Source organism: Streptomyces sp. NPDC005811, assembly GCF_040630405.1.
Taxonomy (GTDB): Bacteria; Actinomycetota; Actinomycetes; order Streptomycetales; family Streptomycetaceae; genus Streptomyces.
Map to the genome: position 1 here is coordinate 1 of NZ_JBEXXK010000105.1, position 16,945 is coordinate 16,945.

Sequence of the window (16,945 nt, forward strand, 5' to 3'; positions counted from 1 at the left end):
TGGCGCCGCAAGGCCCCGGTGGAGTCCCTGATACCCCTGCGCCTGGCCCGCTACGGCATCCCCCTCACCGAAACCGCCCCCGCCGCACTCGCCGCCGCCGCCGGCATACAAGCACCAGTCCAGTTCACGTCCGCACCGGTCACAGCCCCGGTCCGGTTACAGGACAAAGCCCTCGAAGAAGCGCTCGGCAGCGAGCCTCCCGCATCACAAACGCAGAACGCACACCCGCAGGCCGCGGACATGGAACCCGAGCAACCGCCCGTCACGGCAGACCCGGACAAGGCCGACATCGAGCCGATCGCCCCAACCCACCAGGAAATCACCCCACGGCTCCCGTCCGAGCCAGCCACCAGCCCGCGAGCTCCCCGGTTCCGCGCTCCGCACAGCAATCCCCACAGGAGCGACACGCACTCCCAGCACCCGCCCCAAGCCCTCCCCACCGAAGACCCAGCTTCGGAAGATACCCCCGCCCAGCGGGCGCTCCGGCCCCACGGCACCCTCGCCGCCTCCCCCACACACCACCACCCCTCACACGCAGAACAAGCCCGGCCCCGGCCCCAGACACCCCACCCCCTGAACGAACACCGCCAGCACGAACACCCCCACAACACCCCAGACACCGCGCCCTTCGGCACAGCCGTCAGGCACAAGCACACCAACCCGATGCACACCACCGCCAGCACCCCACCCCCAGTACCGCCGCAAACGGCAGCACAGCAGCCGGCCCTCACCACCGTCGACCGCTACTACCTGGCCTGGACCGCGTACCAAGCCGAGCACGGCCACCCGCCCACCGGCCAGCAACTCTCCGTCCATCTCACCGACCACGGCATCCACGGCCGCAGCGGCCAGCCCGTCAGCCCCGCCACACTGCGCCGCTACTTCCTGCCCTGGCGCGTCTACACCATCTGGGCCCAGCACCGCACATACGACGACCACCCCGACCCGGACGCCATCGCAAAGGAATGCGCCACCCGCAACATCACCGCGCAATACAACAAACCCCTCACCAGCGCCTACATCACCCACCACACCCCCGACTTCCAACGCCGCCACCACACCCTCAACCACCAACGCACCAGGCCACACCCCTGAACCACACCGGCACAGAACACGCAACGACACCACACCACCACCTGGGCACGCAACACACTCCCAGCCGGGATCAACCCGCATCCTCCACCGAGAACACCCCCTGCCGAGCCCCCGAGCACCCGAGCCCCCGAACACCAGGCCGCCGCAAAACCACTGCCCCACCGAACAAGGAAACCCGCAACGACACGCATCCGCCCGACACCGCCCTCACCGACACCCACACACACGAGGTGACCCGCGAACCCATCCCACACACCGAAACCTCCAACCGCAGCAACCCGCCCCGCCCCCGGGGACAACACCCCAGGCCGTCCCCAATGCCTCCAAGGCGATACCGACAGCGATGAGCTCAGGCCCCCGGGCCGCACCGCACAGCGGCCTGCAGCGGACCACACCGAGCAGCAGAGCCGCCGGCACGAGGCACACAACGCAGAACGGACGCCGGTTCACGGCACACCCCTCGACGGGGACCAGGCAGTCAGCGGCAAGTGCGCAGGCCGAACTGCTCCGCGAGGCCATGGAGCAGTTCGAGGCGAGCAGAAGGATCGAGTAGCCGAACGCGCGACTGACTTCGGAACAGCCCCGCAGACGCGGGAAGCAGACCGACCATCTGCAGCACGTCGCCGATCCGTCGGGAACATCCCCGCAGGCGCGAGGAGCAGTCCTTACTCAGGTTGGAGTTGTCATGGATGTCGGGAACATCTCCGCGGGCGCGGGGAGCACTTGGCCGCCGCCCATCGCGCGACGACCAGCCGCGACCATCCCCGCTCGCGCGGGGAGCACTACCTCGACGCGGCCGCGAAGGCGCACGCCGAGGGACCATCCCCGCTCGTGCGGGGAGCACTCGCCCATCTACGTCTCGAAGGTGACCGGCCAGGGACCATCCCCGCTCGTGCGGGGAGCACCGGTCGGTCTCGTACACGCGCAGGGGCGGGCAGGGACCATCCCCGCTCGTGCGGGGAGCACGCTTCTTCACCTGGAATGTTCGCGCGACGGACGCCGATTTCTCAGCACTTTCACCGAGTCGGGCAAAGCACCCATACCGCCGCCAGGACCTTGCCCCTGCCAGGAAGGCCCATCACCGCAGCCCGGGGACCGCATTCAGATCCCTGTGAGCGCGGGGCGCAGATCGTCAACTCGATGCCGCACAGGCCCGGCTCGGGAACATCCCCGCGGGCGTGGGGAGCAGCCGGTGCCCGGAGTATGCCCTCGTCGGGTTCGAGGAGGTCCTGGATGTCGGCAACGATGCGTGGCGGAAGACGGAAGAGCCTCATTCCCTCTCACGGCCGGTCGTGAAGCCCCGCCGCAGCCCGCTGCCGGTTCGTCAGGCCAGCTGCTTTTGGGAGGCGACGACCACGCCGTACGCGTCGGCGATGGCCGCCAGCGCACTGCGGTGCAGTTCGTCCGCGGACACGTCCACGATGGACCGGGTGGCGCAGGTGTCGGCCGGGACGGTGGGCTTGTTGCCGCGCAGGGCCGCGGACGCCGTCGTGTAGGCGACGCACATGTGGGTCATGAAGCCGGCGACGATGACAGTCTCGTTCCCGGCCTCGTCCACAAGCCGGCCGAGGTCGGTTCCGTGGAAGGCGTCGGGGGCGTGCTTGACGACCACGGGCTCCCCCTCGACGGGCGCCACACCGGGGTGGATGCGGCCGGTCTCCGTGCGGATGTCGTAGGGCGAACCCTCACCGTCGTCGTGCTGGACGTGGACGATGGCGGCTCCGGCCGCGCGGGCACGGGCGAGCAGGTCCGATGCAGCGTCCAGGGCGGGCTTCCAGCCGTCGAGCTCCATCACCCCGCGGGTGTAGGTGTTCTGGTAGTCGACGAGGATGAGCGTCGAGGACGCGAGGGCGGCGGGGGTGTGGTCGGCGTTGTCGAGTGCGCGCAGCGTCTTGCTTGCCACGGGTCTTCTCCTGGGTTCTTCCGGGGGCTTGAACGGCTGTTCAACGACCTGTTGAACACATGTGTGACGCTAGGGGGCGAACCGGAGTGTCGGCAATGACGTACTCCTTGCAGAAAGCGACGCCCGCAGCCGGGCGGAAAGCGGGGGGCGCAGGGTGGGGACCGTGAATCGGCTGATCGTGATCGTGCTGTTCGAAGGCGTCGACCTCCTCGACGTCACCGGCCCGCCGGAGGTGTTCTCCCTCGTCCGGCACGAGACCGCGGACGGAGCCAGCTACGAGGTCGTCCTGGCCGCCGAGACCCTGGATCCGGTGACCACGGCGGCCGGCGTGCGGATCCTCCCTGACGCCACGTTCCACGACATCGGCGCACGGGCGATCGACACCCTGCTGGTGCCCGGCTCCGTGGAGTCCGTCGAGGCCGGCGGCGAGCCGCTCGTGCGGCCCCTCGTCGAGCCCGGCACGGTGGCCCGGGTGAAGGCGTTGGCTCCTCGCACCCGGCGCGTGGCATCGGTGTGCGTCGGTGCGCACATCCTCGCCGCGGCGGGGCTCCTGGACGGCAAGCGCGCCACGACGCACTGGTCGACCGCGCAGCAGCTGGCCGCCGACTATCCGGCGGTGCGGGTCTGATCCGGATCCGATCTTCATCCGCGAGGAGGGCGAGATCTGGACCGGGGCGGGAATCAGTGCCTGCCTGGACCTGTCCCTCGCGCTGGTCGCGCAGGACTTCGGCGAGCCGGTCGCGCTGAGTGTCGCCCGCGAGCTCGTGATGTACCTGAAACGGCCCGGCGGACAGTCCCAGTTCAGCGTACCGCTGGAGCAGGTGTCCACGACGCGCCGCACCGAGGACCTCCGGCACCACATCCTGACCAACCTCGACCAGCGCCTCACCGTGCCGGACCTGGCCGCGTACGCGCATGTGAGTGACCGGCAGCTCACCCGGATCTTCAAGACCGAACTCGGCACGACACCCCACGCCTACATCGAATCGGCCCGGGTCGAAAGAGCCCGAACCCTGCTGGAGACCACCGACGACGCCCTGGAACGCATCGCCTCCGCCTGCGGATTCGGCACCGTCGACACCCTCATCAGGGCGTTCCGCCGCCGCCTCGCCGCGACGCCGGGCGAGTACCGGGCAAGGTTCCGCGCCACACCGGCACGGAGAACGCCGGAAGGGGCGTGAGCGCAGGTCCCTGCGGGCCGGAGCGCCGCTCGGCCACCAAACCCACCGTCACCGGCCGCACGGCCACCGAACCGACGATCCGGTGCCGGGCCCGCCCGGAGACGCCCACCACCCCCGCATCCGCCCTGCTGCTCCCGCGGGCGGTTCGGGCGCGGCAGCCCTGACCGCCCTTCTCAGAGGTGAGCGCTGCCGGCCGCCGGGCGGAGCTCCTCGATGAACTCCACGGCCGCGGGGACGTTCAGGTGAACCGGGTCCTGGCTCATACGGTGGAGCGGTCCACGCCGAACCAGCAGGCCGGCACGCCGGCACGTCATGCGTGGTGCCGTGGCGCAGACAGGGCGGACCGTGCGCCGCCTCGAGGCCGTCGGCCACGCCGAGGTCCACTCCCGCCCCGTCGGCCCCACCGACACCCAGCAGCGCGCCCATCCCCGCTTCCGGCCGCCGTCCTACGACCGGCGCCTGGCGCCTGGCGCCTGGCGCTGTGCACGGGCAGGGACGGCCGCGGCGCCGGGTAGCCGTCCCGGTGACCAGCCGCCGATGCGGGCCGTGTCGGTCTACGCCGTGCAGACCGACCGCCGGCTCACAGCCGTCGCCACCGGGGGGACGGTCTCGGCCCCGTCGCACACACCCCAGCGGCAGCCCCCTCGTCCGCAATCCTTCCTCCGGCGCGACCTCCCGGCGGTGGCGCCCTGTCGCTTCTCTCCCCCGGCGCGGCGGCAGTTCCACGACGAGGAGCGGCGGGTGCGGGAGACGCCCACCTTCCCCGCCTCCACGCCCGGCAGCATCCCCCCTCCCCCGGCCTCCCGGCTGCTCGCTCTGCCATACGCCCTGCGCACCGGCACCGACGGCTGTGCCCGGTTACCGGTCGACCCGCTGCACGGGCCCGCGCCCGCGCAGGCGCGCCGAAGTCGCGTTGACAGACGGGAGAACTGTTCGACCGTGGCAGGAGCCGGCCCGGGACGGCTGACCCGACCTGCCCGCCACCCGGGCGTCCCTGCACGTCCGGCTGCCGGACGAGGCCATCCCGGATCAGAGGCCAGGCCGCGCCGCAGAGCTCGCCGGCGGGCCGCCCACCGGGCCCCGCACCCCACTCCCCCGCCCATGCCTCCGACAGCAGCCCCTGCACAACCTCCGACAGCTCTGCTACCGGCCGCTCACACCGACGCGCCCGCCTCTCCCACCGACATGGCCGCCAACGCCCGTCCGCGCGGACACGCGCGCCGGCAGACCGGAGAACTGTCCGACCGGCCGGCGGCGAGCCGTACTCCGGCAACCCGACACCACCAACCGGACACGGACAAGGTGAGCCGGACGCCTGCACCGCTCCCGCCGCTCCGCCCCTCTTCCCGCGTACAGGCCTGCGCCCTGATCCGCTCCCCCTGCCAGGACGCGCAGACCAGCTCTCAGCCACATCACAGAGAACAACGCGGCCCTCTTCCGTACTATCGCTACGACAGACATGTGCGCCAGTAACTGCCGCTGCACCGCGGCAGCAGGCGGGACAGCATGAACCTTCGACTTCGCGTACGCCGTGAGTGCGCCGCCCATCGGCCGCAGCACACAGGAAGGGTGAGATCATCATGTCCGAAACCACCACCCCCGTCACCGAGTTGACCTCCCAGTACAGCGCCCAGGTCACAGGCGACCTGGAACGCAACCTCAAGGAGCAGGAACGCCTCAGCAGTGAGATCGAAGCGCTCCAGGAACAGCTCGCCGCCGTGCAGCACGACCACACCGTCCTGGTGAACCTCCGCCAGGCCCTCGGTGCCCCGGCGGCACCCGCTGCACCGGCCGAGCCGGCCGCGGCAGTGCCCTCCCCCCGCAAGAAGGCCGCCGCAGCGCCCGCCGCGGCCAAGCAGACCAAGGCCAAGAAGACCGCCCCCGCGAAGAACCGCACCGGCAAGACGACCACCGCTACAACGGCACCGGCCCCCCGGCCTGCCACGCCCAAGCTGGTGGACCTGGTACGCGAGCACCTGGCAGGCCTGGAAGAGCCCCGCTCGGCTGCCGAGATCACCACCGCGCTCGGACAGCTGCACCCCGACCGCACGGTCAAGACCACCGTGATCCGCACCACACTCGAAAGCCTCGTCGCCAAGAACCAGGCCCAACGCACCAAGCAAGGCACCTCCGTCTACTACACCACCCCCGACACAACCACGCCCCCAGCAGGCGAACACACACACCAGCCGTCCGCCTGACACCCCCCGGCCCTCACAACCGGCCACCACCCCCGTGACTGCAGCAGCTGAGCGTCATGCAGGCCGGACCGCCGCGCACTCCTGTGATCACGCCCGCCGGCGGGACTGTAAATCGTTCGGTGTAACTCCCGATCATGGAAGATGCATCGATGACCAGTGAGAACGTGGCTGAGCACGAGGCGGTTGAGTCGACGGAGGCTGTGCCGGTGAAGGCCGTGGACGACCAGTTGATCGACGAGCTGGTGGGCCGCGCCCAAGCCGAGGGCCTGCAGCTGACCGGCGAGGGCGGCCTACTGCAGCAGCTGACCAAGCGGCTGCTGGAGTCCGCTCTCGAGGGCGAGATCACCGACCACCTCGGCTATGACAAGCACGATCCGGTCGGCAAGAACGGCAGCAACTCCCGCAACGGCAAACGCGGCAAGACCGTGCTGACCGACGTGGGGCCGGTGGAGATAGCCGTGCCCCGCGACCGGGACGGCACCTTCGAGCCGAAGATCGTCAAAAAGCGGCAGAAGCGCCTGACCGGCGTTGACGAGATGGTGATCTCGCTGGCGGCGAAGGGTCTGACGACGGGCGAAGTGCAGGCCCACCTGGCGGAGGTCCATGGCGCCGAGGTGTCCCGGCAGACCATCTCCACCATCACCGACAAGGTCCTCGAGGGCATGGCCGAATGGCAGAGCCGGCCACTGGACGCCGTCTATCCGGTGATCTTCATCGACGCCATCCACGTGAAGATCCGTGACGGTGCCGTCGCCAACCGGCCCGTCTACGTGGCGCTGGCCGTCACGGCCGAGGGCCGGCGGGAGATCCTGGGTCTGTGGGCCGGGGACGGCGGCGAGGGCGCCAAGCACTGGCTGCACATCCTCACCGAGATCAAGAACCGCGGCGTGAACGACGTCCTGATGCTCGTCTGCGACGGGCTCAAGGGCCTGCCCGAGGCGGTGGAGACCGTCTGGCCGAAGACGATCGTGCAGACCTGCGTGGTCCACCTGCTGCGGAACTCCTTCCGTTACGCCGCCCGCCAGGACTGGGACAAGATCGCCAAGCTCCTCAAACCCGTCTACACAGCGCCGACCGAGGAGGCCGCCCTGGAGCGGTTCGCCGAGTTCGCCGACGCCTGGGGCCGGAAGTATCCGGCGATCGTGAAACTGTGGGAGAACGCCTGGGAGGAGTTCACCCCGTTCCTGCGGTTCGACACCGAGATCCGCCGCATCGTCTGCATGACGAACGCGATCGAGTCGGTGAACGCGCGGATCCGCAGGGCGGTCAAGTCCCGCGGCCACTTCCCGAACGAGCAGGCCGCACTGAAGTGCGTCTACATGGCGATCATGTCGCTTGACCCCACCGGCAAGGGCCAGGCGCGCTGGACCATGCGCTGGAAGACCGCGCTGAACGCCTTCGACATCACCTTCGACGGCCGCCTGTCGGCGGCGCGTCAGTAACCCCAACCACCCTGGTTACACCGTTCATTTGGCCCTGTCTCGCCTTCGGTGGTGACGGAGCGTGCTGCTATCCGAGGAGGATGCGGTGGCGAAGCAGGGTGAAGCCTGCTCGTCCGTGCATCTGGCGTGCGATCCGTTTGGTCTTGGTGTTGACGCCTTCGGTGGGGCCGTTGCTGTGCGGAAGCGTGAGCCCGGCGATCACGGCATCGATGTCCCGGTCCAGGCCCCGGGTGAAGGTATGCAGCTGGGGCAGGTCCGCTGCTCGGACTTGGGCGATCCAGCCTGTGAGCGCGTCGGCGTTGTCGGCGTGCGGCGTAAGGAGCGGGGCGAAGTCCCTGATGCCGGTTGCCAGTTGGGTCATCTCGGGGCAGGCGGTGGTGAGCTTGGCGAGGAGCTGGTGTTGCTCGGCCTTGAGGTTGTCGGGCCTGGTCAGCAGCATCCGGGCGAACCTGCGCGGGGAGATGTGGCTGCGGTCGGCGTCAGCGCGACCCTGGTGGATGTACTTGTGCAGGAGGTTCAGGCAACCCGTGAAGCCGAGTGCTTTGATCTCTTCGAAGAGGTGCTTGACGGGGACGCCGGGGTCCTCGGCGCGGCGTTTGCGCAGGTGTTCGCGGTAGGGGTCGACGAGGCCGGCGCGGTACTTGGGGACGCGGAGCATGCGCTCGGGCCGGTCGGCGCGGGCGTAGCGTTTGACGGTGTTCAGGGCCAGTTGGAGGCGGCGGGCGCATTCGAGCAGGCCGACGCCCTGGTCGAGCAGGCCGTGGACCTGGTGCCAGCGTTCCAGAGTGGTCTGGGCGCGGGGCCCGTCGTAGATGGGTGCGTCCAGCACGGTGGCCCAACAGGTGCTGTGCGCCTTGACCTCACTCAGGACGGCTTCACACAGGTTGTGCCACACATGCCACCGATCCGCGACCTGCACCGCGTCAGGCAGGGCACGACGGATGGCCTCAGCGTAGGTGGCCGAGCCGTCACGGCATACGATCTCGACGCCTGGATGCTCGCGCAGCCACGCCTCCAGAGTGTCGGCCGTACGGCCGGGCAGCACGTCGATCCGCTCATGAGTCTCGGCGTCGATGATCACGGTGGCGTAGCGGTGCCGCCGGCGCAGTGCGAAATCGTCGACGCCGATCACACGGGGCATCCGCCCAGGGGGCAACGGGATCCGCAGCAGGGCGCGCAGGGCCGTGTGACGCGACAGGCTCACCGCCAATATCGCGAGCAGACGTGCCCCGGCCCGGCCCGCTAACTCCTTGACCACAGCCTTGACTTGCCTGGTCAGGCGGGTCGTACGCCGCTGGTATCGGTCCAGGACACCGGGCACCTGTTCGCGGAAGGTGTGGCGACAGCCGCGGGTGGGACACACCAGACGCCGCACCCGCACACGGACCACCACCCGTCGTTCATCGACCGGCACGTCCGCGACTGTCCGCCAGTGATAGCCGTGCACGCGCTCCGACGGGGTCCCGCACACCGGGCAGACCGCAATGTCTCGCGGAGTCCGTGCCCGCACCACGATCCGCTCACCTTCGTCGACTACATCCTCGATGACCAGCGGGGACAGGCCCGAAAAGACAGTCTGCACGAGCTCGTTGACATCCTTCACATGAATGTCAACGACCCATCACAACGCTCCGTCACCACCGAAAGCGAGACAGGGCCGTTCATTTGACAGACCCTCTTCAGGGTCCCTTCAGCACCGCCCTGCCATCGTTCCGTCCTGCGGGCCCCCGACGGGATCGGCTTCAACCGGGGGAGATTCCGGCAACGGTCCGTGGGCCAAAGACAAGCACGGCCGAGCTGGAGCAGGACGTGATGGTCGATCAGAGCTGCGCAACAGCCGCCTGTCCGGCCTCATTCCTGCTTACATCACCACCGGCCATCACTGCTCTCGTTCTTGTAGCCCTGACCACGCACATGTCCCCGAGAGTCTGGAAGGTCATCCATGCGAACCAAGTTCTTGCCCGCACTCGCGGGAATCCTCGCCGTCCCTGCTGCCGTCCTGGCGTTCAACGGCACCGCCGCCGCCGCGCCGGCGCAGACCGGCAACAGCCTTGCCCAGGCGTCCTCGAAGGTGACTCCGCTGGCCCCGGCGCCCAACTGCGTCTCGTTCAGCCAGTACAAGCACGGCAACGCGGCCACGGGCTACTACACCAACGTCTACCTCGACAACGGCTGCAGTACCGGCGTGCGAGTCAAGGTCATCATGGTCTACGGGTACGACAGCGGCTGCATCCAGCTGACAAGGGGCCAGCAGGACTACAAGTTCCGCTCCAACTCCATCACCGGCCCTCTGCAGCCCTACGTCGACCGCATCGACGCCTGCTGACCCGCCGCTAGGCCGTGTTGTAGAACCGGGCCTGTAGCCATGCCTCATGCCGTGATGATCGCGGTGTGGGGCATGGCGATCTCTCTGATGAGCAGTGGGCGGTGCTGGAACCGTTGTTGCCCGTTGTGCAGGTCGGCAGGCCGTCAGCGGGTCGGCGGAGGCTGATCGACGGGATCCGCTGACGGGTGCAAACCGGTGCTCCGTGGCGGGATCTGCCGGTGGAGTCCGGGCCGTGGCAGACGATCTAAGGGCTTCCGCCGCTGGCAGCGGGCTGGCGTCTGGGTGGCCGTGCTGTCCGTGCCGCTGCGCGATCGATCGGTGAGTGCGAGCACGAGCGCAGAGGCCCCCCGTGGCCGAGCCCGCTGCCCCGGTCTCCCCTGCGTTCGAGGTCGTGGGAAGAACAGTGACGGCACGGCCCTGTGAGGATCCTGACGCCGCCTGAAGGGCTTTCAGGGTCCCCACAGGGCCGTGCCGTCATGCTGGGGTCATGCGGATACTGGTGGTTGAGGACGACCGGCGGCTGGCGGATCTTCTGCACCGCGGGCTCGTGGGCGAGGGCTACGCGGTCGACGTCGCCCACGACGGGCGGCAGGGCCTGAGGATGGCACGCGAGAACGACTACGACGCGCTGGTACTCGATGTGATGCTGCCCCACCTGAACGGCTACGGAGTGTGTGAGCGGCTCCGGCGGGAGGGGACATGGGTGCCGGTGCTGATGCTCACGGCCATGGACGGCGAGTACGACCAGGCCGAGGGCCTTGACATCGGTGCCGACGACTACGTGACCAAGCCGTTCTCCTTCATCGCGCTGGCCGCCCGCCTGCGCGCGCTGACCCGCCGGGGCCGACCCGAACGGCCCGCGATGATGCGGATCGGGGATCTGGAGATCGACCCGGCCGCCCGGCGCTGCCGACGCGGCACGACCGAAGTGGTACTGACCGCACGCGAGTTCGCAGTCCTGGAGTATCTGGCTCGCCGCAGCGGCCAGACAATCTCCAAGTGCGAGGTGCTCGAACACGTCTGGGACGACCGCTTCGACGGTGACGTCAACCTCGTCGAGGTCTATGTCAGCGCGCTCCGACGCAAGATCGACACACCGTTTGGGCGGCACAGCATCCGTACGGTTCGCGGGGCCGGCTACCGGCTCGACGCGGCGGAAGGGAGCCTGTCATGACATGGCGCCGAGCCCGGGCCCTGGTGCGCCGTCTGCGACCGGCCACCATTCGGATGCGGATGGCACTCCTGGCCACGGTCATCACCCTGGTCCCTCTGACCGCGGCCTCGGTCCCCGTGGCGCTCATGGTGCGTTCCTCCCTGATGGAAAGCGCAGGCCGCAAGGTGAACCTCGTGCTGACGGACGTTCAGTCGCGGGTGAACGCCACCAAGGACCTGCCCGACTGCACCCGGTCCTTCCAACGGGTGCAACTCATCGACGACAAGTACATCAGCCTGTGCCGGCCCACCCGGCAAGCGGGACCCAGCGTGGGGAAGCTGTCGCTGCTTCCCTGGACCAACCCGGTTCGCGGGCCCATACCGATCCGGGCCGTCATCTCCCGTACGAACGCGACTCCGCCGGAATCCGTCGCCGTCACGCAGTCCCTCGATGTGGAACAGGCCCGCCTGAACACCGTCGTCCGGCTTCTCATCGGCGGCGTCGCGGGCATCACGCTGTTGGTATCGGGCGCGACGTGGCTCGCCGCGGGGCGGGCGCTGCGTCCGGTCGAGGCCATCCGCGCCGATTTCGCCGACCTGAGCGCACACCACCTCGACCGGCGGGTCCCCGTCCCCCGCACCGGCACCGAAATCGCCCGCCTGGCCGTCACCATGAACGCCACGCTCGACCGCCTGCAGAAGGCCGTCGACCAGCAGCGTCAGTTCACCGCGGACGCCTCCCACGAACTGCGCACACCACTCGCCTGTCTACGGACCGAACTCGAACTCGCCCTGAACGCCCCCGCCGCCGACTGGCCGCGGGCCGTCCGTGACGCCCACCGGGACACCGTCCGCCTGCAGGACCTGACCGAGAACCTGCTGCTGCTGGCCCGGCTCGACTCCCCACAAGACGACCAGGTGTCCCGGCGGACCGTCGACCTGACCGACCTCGTACGAGAGGAGACCGCGCGCCGGCACCCGCCCCAGGGCGTCGTCCTCGAGGTGTGTTCGATGCCCGGGCCCATCACCGTGCGGGGCCACCACGCCCTGCTCGCCCGCGTGCTGGGCAACCTCCTCGACAACGCCGAACGCCACGCCACCGGCACGATAACCGTCGGCTTGGGTCACGACGACGCCCTCGACCAAGCCGTCCTCGACGTCCGGGACGACGGGCCCGGCATTCCGCGGGAGGAGGGCCGACGGATCTTCGAGCGCTTCACCCGCCTGGACGACGCCCGCGCCCGTGACACCGGCGGCACCGGCCTCGGTCTGGCCATCGCCGAACGCATCGCCCTCACGCACGGCGGCACTGTCACCCTGACCCCAAGCACCGGCGGCGCCCACTTCACCCTCCGACTCCCCACGAAGACACGAACCGGCGACACCATGCGCTGGTCCTGACCGGGCAAGGTCCGTCAGCTCAGCAAGCGTGCCTCCACAAGGAACATGTCGAGGACTCCGTCGGCGACCCCCACCGGGGCCCAGAGAGATCTCCGTGACCAAACGCTGGAACCCGGACCGATCCACCGCGCTGGCAGCGGACTCGCCCCGATCGTCATCGATCAACAACACTCACGCGCCTCCCAGCCCAGCCCCACGGCTCGGTCCACCAGCGCGTACTGCAGCAGCGTGGACTCCTGGTGCCCGATGACCTGCTGGCGTGTCGACTGCCGGACGTAGACGACCGCGAGGCGTTCACGGTGCCGAACCGAGATCTTGCTGCCGGAGTGCTCCCACGGCATCACCGCGCTCATGGCTCACCGTCCGCCCCTGCTGCCGGTCCCGCCGCTCCGGGCGCTTCGTGGGCCTGCCGGCCCCCGGCGGAGCATCACCGCCAGCCAGTGGACCGCCGCCCTGCGGCGCGTCTGCGGCATCGGCTCCCACACCCGCTGCCGGCCCGGGATGCCCCTCTGGGGCCGCCTGCCACGAAGACGCACCTCCCGCCCCCACACTCGACCTCAGCCACGTGACCGCAGCCACCATCCGGAGCAGGCCCTCACGCCCCAACACCGGCTGCTTTCCTGCCTGTCCACTACCCGTAGGCGCAGTCTGCTGAAATGTTCGAAATCCTCCTGCACCACATCCGTGACCGCACCTTCCGCGAGGACGACTCCAAGACCCATGTCGGCCGCCTCCCGCGCATCATGGCCGGCCTGCGCAACCTCGCCATCGGCGTCCACCGCCAGGACGGCCACACCAACATCGCCGCCGCCCTCCGCCACACCGACCCGTGGGGGCGGTGCTCGGCGAGCAGTTTAAAGGTGGTGGCCAGCAGCGGCACCTTGCGGTCGTAGTCGCGGTAGCCGTCCGGCTTCTCCCCGTCCGGTCCACGGCCGTCGCCGTTCCACTCACCGCGCCAGTACTCGAGGCAGAGTTCGCCGACCTCCCTGCATGGCCAACTGCCCGACATTCCTCGTGAAGACCAGCGCCACCGGCGGACAGCCGTCCCGGCCGATGGCCAGCCACGCCACAGCGCCACTTCCCGCCCCTTGCCCGTCCCGGTGGACACGCGGCGGGCGAAGAACTGGCGGTAGCGCTCCGCCTTGTCCGCCACGATCGTCGGGCCCTCGGTCCCGCTGTCGACCTCCACGAACAGCAACGGCACCACGGCGTGGCCGGGCGCGGCGAACACCATGTCTGCGCGCAGGCTGCCCACGGGCCGGAGCCAGGAACGCGCCGCCCGTGGGCAGCACTGCCTCCGTGGACCAGGCCGTGAGCGGCCCGAGCCCCTCCGGCCGCACCAACGGGTCGGCTGGCGGCGCGGCGGGAGCGGGCTGGTGCTTGCCGGCGACGGGCTGCGTCGGCTCGGGCGGGGTCTGGAGGAACGCGTCCAGGACATCGGCCACCGCGCGGGCGTGCCTGGCGCCGGAAGCCGCTGCCACCGTGGCACGACCTCCGTGGACCAGGACGCGAGCGGCCCCAGCCCATCCGGCCGCTCCACCTGGCCAAATGATCATTCGGGCATCTGGGTCTGCCCTTCGGCCTCTGGTGCCGCGCCCGCAGGGCGCTTATGCAGGGAGGGTCGCTGTTTCTGTGTGGGAAGAGGCCCCTTTTGCATGCTCGAGACGACGTCTGGACCCAGGCCGCCGGACGGGCCAGCACGCCTGCCCGCTCATCCCGCGGTGGTGGCCGGACAACGCTGTCGGGCCTGATGGCGCTGCAGGCCGCCGCGGGGAACCGGGCTGTGGTCCAGATGCTCCGCCAGGCAGGCGCGGGAGAGCCTGGGGAGCGGGCGGACGCGGCGGGGCATCTGCCTGCGGTGCAGCGTTCGACGGTGCAGAACGTCCTGGACACGCCTGGCCGTCCGCTGGACGCTGCGGTGCGATCCGAGATGGAGGGCCGGATGGGCGCCGAATTCTCCGATGTCCGCATCCATGACGACAGTGCCGCTCGCGCTTCCGCCGCCGAGGTCGGCGCTCGCGCCTACACCTCCGGCAGCCACGTCGTCATCGGGGAGGGCGGTGCTGACCGGCACACGCTGGCCCACGAGCTCACCCATGTCCTTCAGCAGCGCCAAGGACCCGTCGCGGGCACCGACAACGGCTCAGGTCTGCGGGTTTCCGACCCTTCCGACCGGTTCGAGCGTGAGGCCGAAACGAACGCCGTCCGGGTCATGCGCAGTGCGGTGGCCGATCCCGGGCCCGCCGCGACGGCGGACGATCCGACCGAGGGGCAGGCGCACCCGCCAGGTCGCGAGCACAGCCACGGGGACGGGCACAACCATGGCGCGGGCCCGCAGTCCGTAGACCCCGTCCTGCAGCGGGCGGTGGTCTTCCAGCCGTTCACCAACATGACGCCGGCCACCGCGGCTCTCGGCAGCATCCAGACCGACCTGCTGAACGGCGCAGGCCTGGTGTACGCGAACGGCGGCACCCTCGGCAACTGGCTGTTCCTGGAGAGGATGCTCAGCAACACCGGGGGTGGCTCGGCGCCGGGCGAGCCGGCGGACATCACCACCATGAAGATCGCCGACGTCAACCTGGTGCGCGCCCATGGCCAGCAGAACGTGGCCACAGCGATGCACGCGATCAACGGCGACTTCGTCGCGGGTGCCAACAACACTGCCTGGAACATCTTCATGGGCTCCGCCCGGTCCAACACCCAGGAGCACTTCAACAAGGTCGAACGGCCCATCCGCACTTCGATGCAGAACGGCACCCATGGGCTCGCCGCAGCCTACGAGCAGTGGATCGCCGCCAACCAGCCGATCAACCTCGGGGACGGCAAGATCGGCTGGGCCGCCGCGGGGCAGACCATCCAGGGGACCCAGACGAGCCAGGCAGCCCTGGCACCGTACGCGCAGACGCACCCGACCGTCACCCACGTCATGGACCCGGCGGCACCACTGAACAACCCCGGCCTGAGATGGCCCAAGATGATCGGGTACAGGGTCACCCCGAACTACACATATAGCAACAATCCGACACAATGGCCCCAGTTCCTGAAGGACAACCTCCAGGCGGCCCAAGACCTCGTGGACGCGGAAATGGCCAAGCCGGCGAACCAGCAGGACCAGGCGGGACTGGCCAACGAGATCGCAGCCATGAACATCCTGAGGCTGCGGGCGCATCAACTGTTCCCGGAGACGTTCACCTGCACGGCGGACTACTACCTCGCCTCCTACAACCCGCAGGCCCCCTGGTACCACAGCCAAGAGACAGACACGTACGACGCGGAGGCCTGAGGTGCCCATGCCCGACAACGAGCGCGACGAGAAGCGCGGCACAGCACACGACGACGGGCGCGGCGGCCCCCGACGGGCGGCGCCCCCGGGAGTCTTCCTCGCCTACGCGCCCGCGGACGCCGACCGGGCCGCCGCCCTGGACGGCCGACTGCGCGCCGACGGCGCCCGGACCGCCCTGGACGAGTCCCGCGACGACTGCAATGGCCTGCCGGCCGAGCCCGTCCTTCAGGAACTGGGCGCCTGTGACCTGTTCCTCCTCCTGTGGTCCCGGGACGCGGCCGACGACCCCCATGTCCAGGAGCAGTCCCGCTACGCGGCCTCGTTCGGCAAGCCGTGCCTGGTCTGGCCGCTCGACACGACGGCCCCGCCCTCAGAGCAGGGCCAGGCAGAACAGCTCCCACCCGGCAGCGACGCCCAGGAGGCAGGCGCCGCGGTCCACCGCCTCCTGGGCACCCGGCCCACCGACCCGCAATCCGATGACGACCCCGCACGAGGCGCGGAGAGGGTCGGGGCCCTGGAGTCCGGCCACTGGAGGATCGAGAGCGACGCCCAGCACGGAGAGTCGCTGAAGGTGGAACTCACCCCCTCGGCGGACGCAGCCTCACCACACGACTCAGTCGAAGGCGGCCTCCTCACAGGCACCCACCAACGAGCAGGCCTGCAGGGCAGGGTCACCGGTCGCTGGTGGTTCTCACGTACCGAGGGCCGACTCGACCTGGAGCTGGAGTCCTCCTTCGGGCTACGCCCGGTACGCGAACTGCGGCACCTCCAGCTTCTGGGCGGCGGCGACCGCTCCCTCACCGCCGAGGACCTGCACGGCATTGCCGCCCCCCGGCACTACCAGCTCACCCTCGAACAGCCCCGCAGCTACTGACGTTGTCGCCGTGATGTCGTCGAGGTGAGTCCGGTTTCGGCGAGGCATCCGTCGATGAGGTTGCTGCGGTACTGGATCTGACGGAGA

At 69.7% G+C, this 16,945-nt stretch carries 13 protein-coding genes, 3 pseudogenes and 1 CRISPR repeat array; of the genes and pseudogenes, 12 read left to right on the forward strand and 4 right to left on the reverse strand.

The genetic code is table 11. The features are described from left to right. Nucleotides 1–663 precede the first annotated feature (663 nt). Nucleotides 664–1,095, forward strand: coding sequence for a hypothetical protein (locus ABZ490_RS50965; protein ID WP_359007488.1), 432 nt, complete (start codon nt 664–666; stop codon nt 1,093–1,095). 572 nt (nt 1,096–1,667) lie between these two features. Beyond that, nucleotides 1,668–2,061: a CRISPR direct-repeat array (repeat unit 30 nt; unit sequence AGGGACCATCCCCGCTCGTGCGGGGAGCAC). A 358-nt stretch (nt 2,062–2,419) separates the two neighbouring features. Here the strand turns inward: ABZ490_RS50965 and ABZ490_RS50970 are convergent. Next, nucleotides 2,420–2,998, reverse strand: a complete 579-nt coding sequence (locus ABZ490_RS50970) for a cysteine hydrolase family protein (RefSeq protein WP_359007490.1) — start codon at nt 2,996–2,998, stop codon at nt 2,420–2,422. A 154-nt stretch (nt 2,999–3,152) separates the two neighbouring features. Between ABZ490_RS50970 and ABZ490_RS50975 the strand changes: the two are divergent. The 4 genes and pseudogenes from ABZ490_RS50975 (at nt 3,153) to ABZ490_RS50990 (ending at nt 7,822) form a co-directional block, all read left to right on the forward strand. After that, nucleotides 3,153–4,179: pseudogene (locus ABZ490_RS50975) on the forward strand (helix-turn-helix domain-containing protein). Beyond that, on the forward strand, nt 4,176–4,343 hold the full coding sequence (locus tag ABZ490_RS50980) for a hypothetical protein (RefSeq protein ID WP_359007493.1): 168 nt from the start codon (nt 4,176–4,178) through the stop codon (nt 4,341–4,343). The pseudogene ABZ490_RS50975 and the gene ABZ490_RS50980 overlap by 4 nt, the downstream one beginning before the upstream one ends. 1,416 nt (nt 4,344–5,759) lie before the next feature. Next, a complete protein-coding gene (locus ABZ490_RS50985) occupies nt 5,760–6,380 on the forward strand; it encodes a hypothetical protein (protein WP_359007496.1) in 621 nt (206 codons plus the stop codon). 149 nt (nt 6,381–6,529) lie between these two features. Further along, the gene (locus tag ABZ490_RS50990) at nt 6,530–7,822 is read left to right on the forward strand and encodes an IS256 family transposase (protein WP_359007499.1); all 1,293 of its coding nucleotides are present in this window, start codon (nt 6,530–6,532) and stop codon (nt 7,820–7,822) included. Nucleotides 7,823–7,889: 67 nt separating this feature from the next. Here the strand turns inward: ABZ490_RS50990 and ABZ490_RS50995 are convergent, their stop codons facing one another. Next, nucleotides 7,890–9,431: an ISL3 family transposase gene (locus ABZ490_RS50995; protein ID WP_359007516.1), complete on the reverse strand. Its 1,542-nt coding sequence runs from the start codon at nt 9,429–9,431 to the stop codon at nt 7,890–7,892. Between the two features lie 333 nt (nt 9,432–9,764). On the opposite strand from ABZ490_RS50995, the gene ABZ490_RS51000 reads away from it, so the two are divergent. From ABZ490_RS51000 to ABZ490_RS51015, 4 genes and pseudogenes are all read left to right on the forward strand, one after another. After that, nucleotides 9,765–10,148, forward strand: a complete 384-nt coding sequence (locus ABZ490_RS51000; protein ID WP_359007502.1) for a hypothetical protein — start codon at nt 9,765–9,767, stop codon at nt 10,146–10,148. Between the two features lie 65 nt (nt 10,149–10,213). Continuing rightward, a pseudogene (locus tag ABZ490_RS51005) lies at nt 10,214–10,393 on the forward strand (transposase); the annotation flags it as partial. Nucleotides 10,394–10,635: 242 nt separating this feature from the next. Then, nucleotides 10,636–11,322, forward strand: a complete 687-nt coding sequence (locus ABZ490_RS51010) for a response regulator transcription factor (protein ID WP_359007505.1) — start codon at nt 10,636–10,638, stop codon at nt 11,320–11,322. Then, the gene (locus ABZ490_RS51015) at nt 11,319–12,701 is read left to right on the forward strand and encodes a HAMP domain-containing sensor histidine kinase (protein ID WP_359007508.1); all 1,383 of its coding nucleotides are present in this window, start codon (nt 11,319–11,321) and stop codon (nt 12,699–12,701) included. Before ABZ490_RS51010 ends, ABZ490_RS51015 begins: the two co-directional genes overlap by 4 nt. A 161-nt stretch (nt 12,702–12,862) precedes the next feature. On the opposite strand, the gene ABZ490_RS51020 is transcribed toward ABZ490_RS51015, so the two are convergent. Continuing rightward, nucleotides 12,863–13,054: a hypothetical protein gene (locus tag ABZ490_RS51020; protein WP_359007511.1), complete on the reverse strand. Its 192-nt coding sequence runs from the start codon at nt 13,052–13,054 to the stop codon at nt 12,863–12,865. A 303-nt stretch (nt 13,055–13,357) separates the two neighbouring features. On the opposite strand from ABZ490_RS51020, the gene ABZ490_RS51025 reads away from it, so the two are divergent. After that, nucleotides 13,358–13,594 carry a hypothetical protein gene (locus ABZ490_RS51025; protein ID WP_359007522.1) on the forward strand — a complete coding sequence of 79 codons (237 nt, stop codon included), beginning with the start codon at nt 13,358–13,360 and terminating at the stop codon, nt 13,592–13,594. 215 nt (nt 13,595–13,809) lie between these two features. Here ABZ490_RS51025 and ABZ490_RS51030 read toward each other — a convergent pair. Further along, nucleotides 13,810–14,139: pseudogene (locus ABZ490_RS51030) on the reverse strand (replication-relaxation family protein); the annotation flags it as partial. A gap of 312 nt (nt 14,140–14,451) precedes the next feature. Between ABZ490_RS51030 and ABZ490_RS51035 the strand changes: the two are divergent. After that, nucleotides 14,452–15,984 carry a DUF4157 domain-containing protein gene (locus ABZ490_RS51035; protein WP_359007519.1) on the forward strand — a complete coding sequence of 511 codons (1,533 nt, stop codon included), beginning with the start codon at nt 14,452–14,454 and terminating at the stop codon, nt 15,982–15,984. Nucleotides 15,985–15,991: 7 nt separating this feature from the next. Beyond that, nucleotides 15,992–16,858, forward strand: coding sequence for a hypothetical protein (locus ABZ490_RS51040; protein ID WP_359007513.1), 867 nt, complete (start codon nt 15,992–15,994; stop codon nt 16,856–16,858). Nucleotides 16,859–16,945 lie beyond the last annotated feature (87 nt).

Excerpts from the sequence above, each read along its gene's own strand:
- ABZ490_RS50965 (WP_359007488.1), top strand. The coding sequence starts at position 664 with ATGCACACCACCGCCAGCACCCCACCCCCAGTACCGCCGCAAACGGCA.
- ABZ490_RS50985 (WP_359007496.1), top strand. The coding sequence starts at position 5,760 with ATGTCCGAAACCACCACCCCCGTCACCGAGTTGACCTCCCAGTACAGC.
- ABZ490_RS50990 (WP_359007499.1), top strand. The coding sequence starts at position 6,530 with ATGACCAGTGAGAACGTGGCTGAGCACGAGGCGGTTGAGTCGACGGAG.
- ABZ490_RS51000 (WP_359007502.1), top strand. The coding sequence starts at position 9,765 with ATGCGAACCAAGTTCTTGCCCGCACTCGCGGGAATCCTCGCCGTCCCT.
- ABZ490_RS51010 (WP_359007505.1), top strand. The coding sequence starts at position 10,636 with ATGCGGATACTGGTGGTTGAGGACGACCGGCGGCTGGCGGATCTTCTG.
- ABZ490_RS51015 (WP_359007508.1), top strand. The coding sequence starts at position 11,319 with ATGACATGGCGCCGAGCCCGGGCCCTGGTGCGCCGTCTGCGACCGGCC.
- ABZ490_RS51020 (WP_359007511.1), bottom strand. The coding sequence starts at position 13,054 with ATGAGCGCGGTGATGCCGTGGGAGCACTCCGGCAGCAAGATCTCGGTT.
- ABZ490_RS51025 (WP_359007522.1), top strand. The coding sequence starts at position 13,358 with ATGTTCGAAATCCTCCTGCACCACATCCGTGACCGCACCTTCCGCGAG.
- ABZ490_RS51035 (WP_359007519.1), top strand. The coding sequence starts at position 14,452 with ATGGCGCTGCAGGCCGCCGCGGGGAACCGGGCTGTGGTCCAGATGCTC.
- ABZ490_RS51040 (WP_359007513.1), top strand. The coding sequence starts at position 15,992 with ATGCCCGACAACGAGCGCGACGAGAAGCGCGGCACAGCACACGACGAC.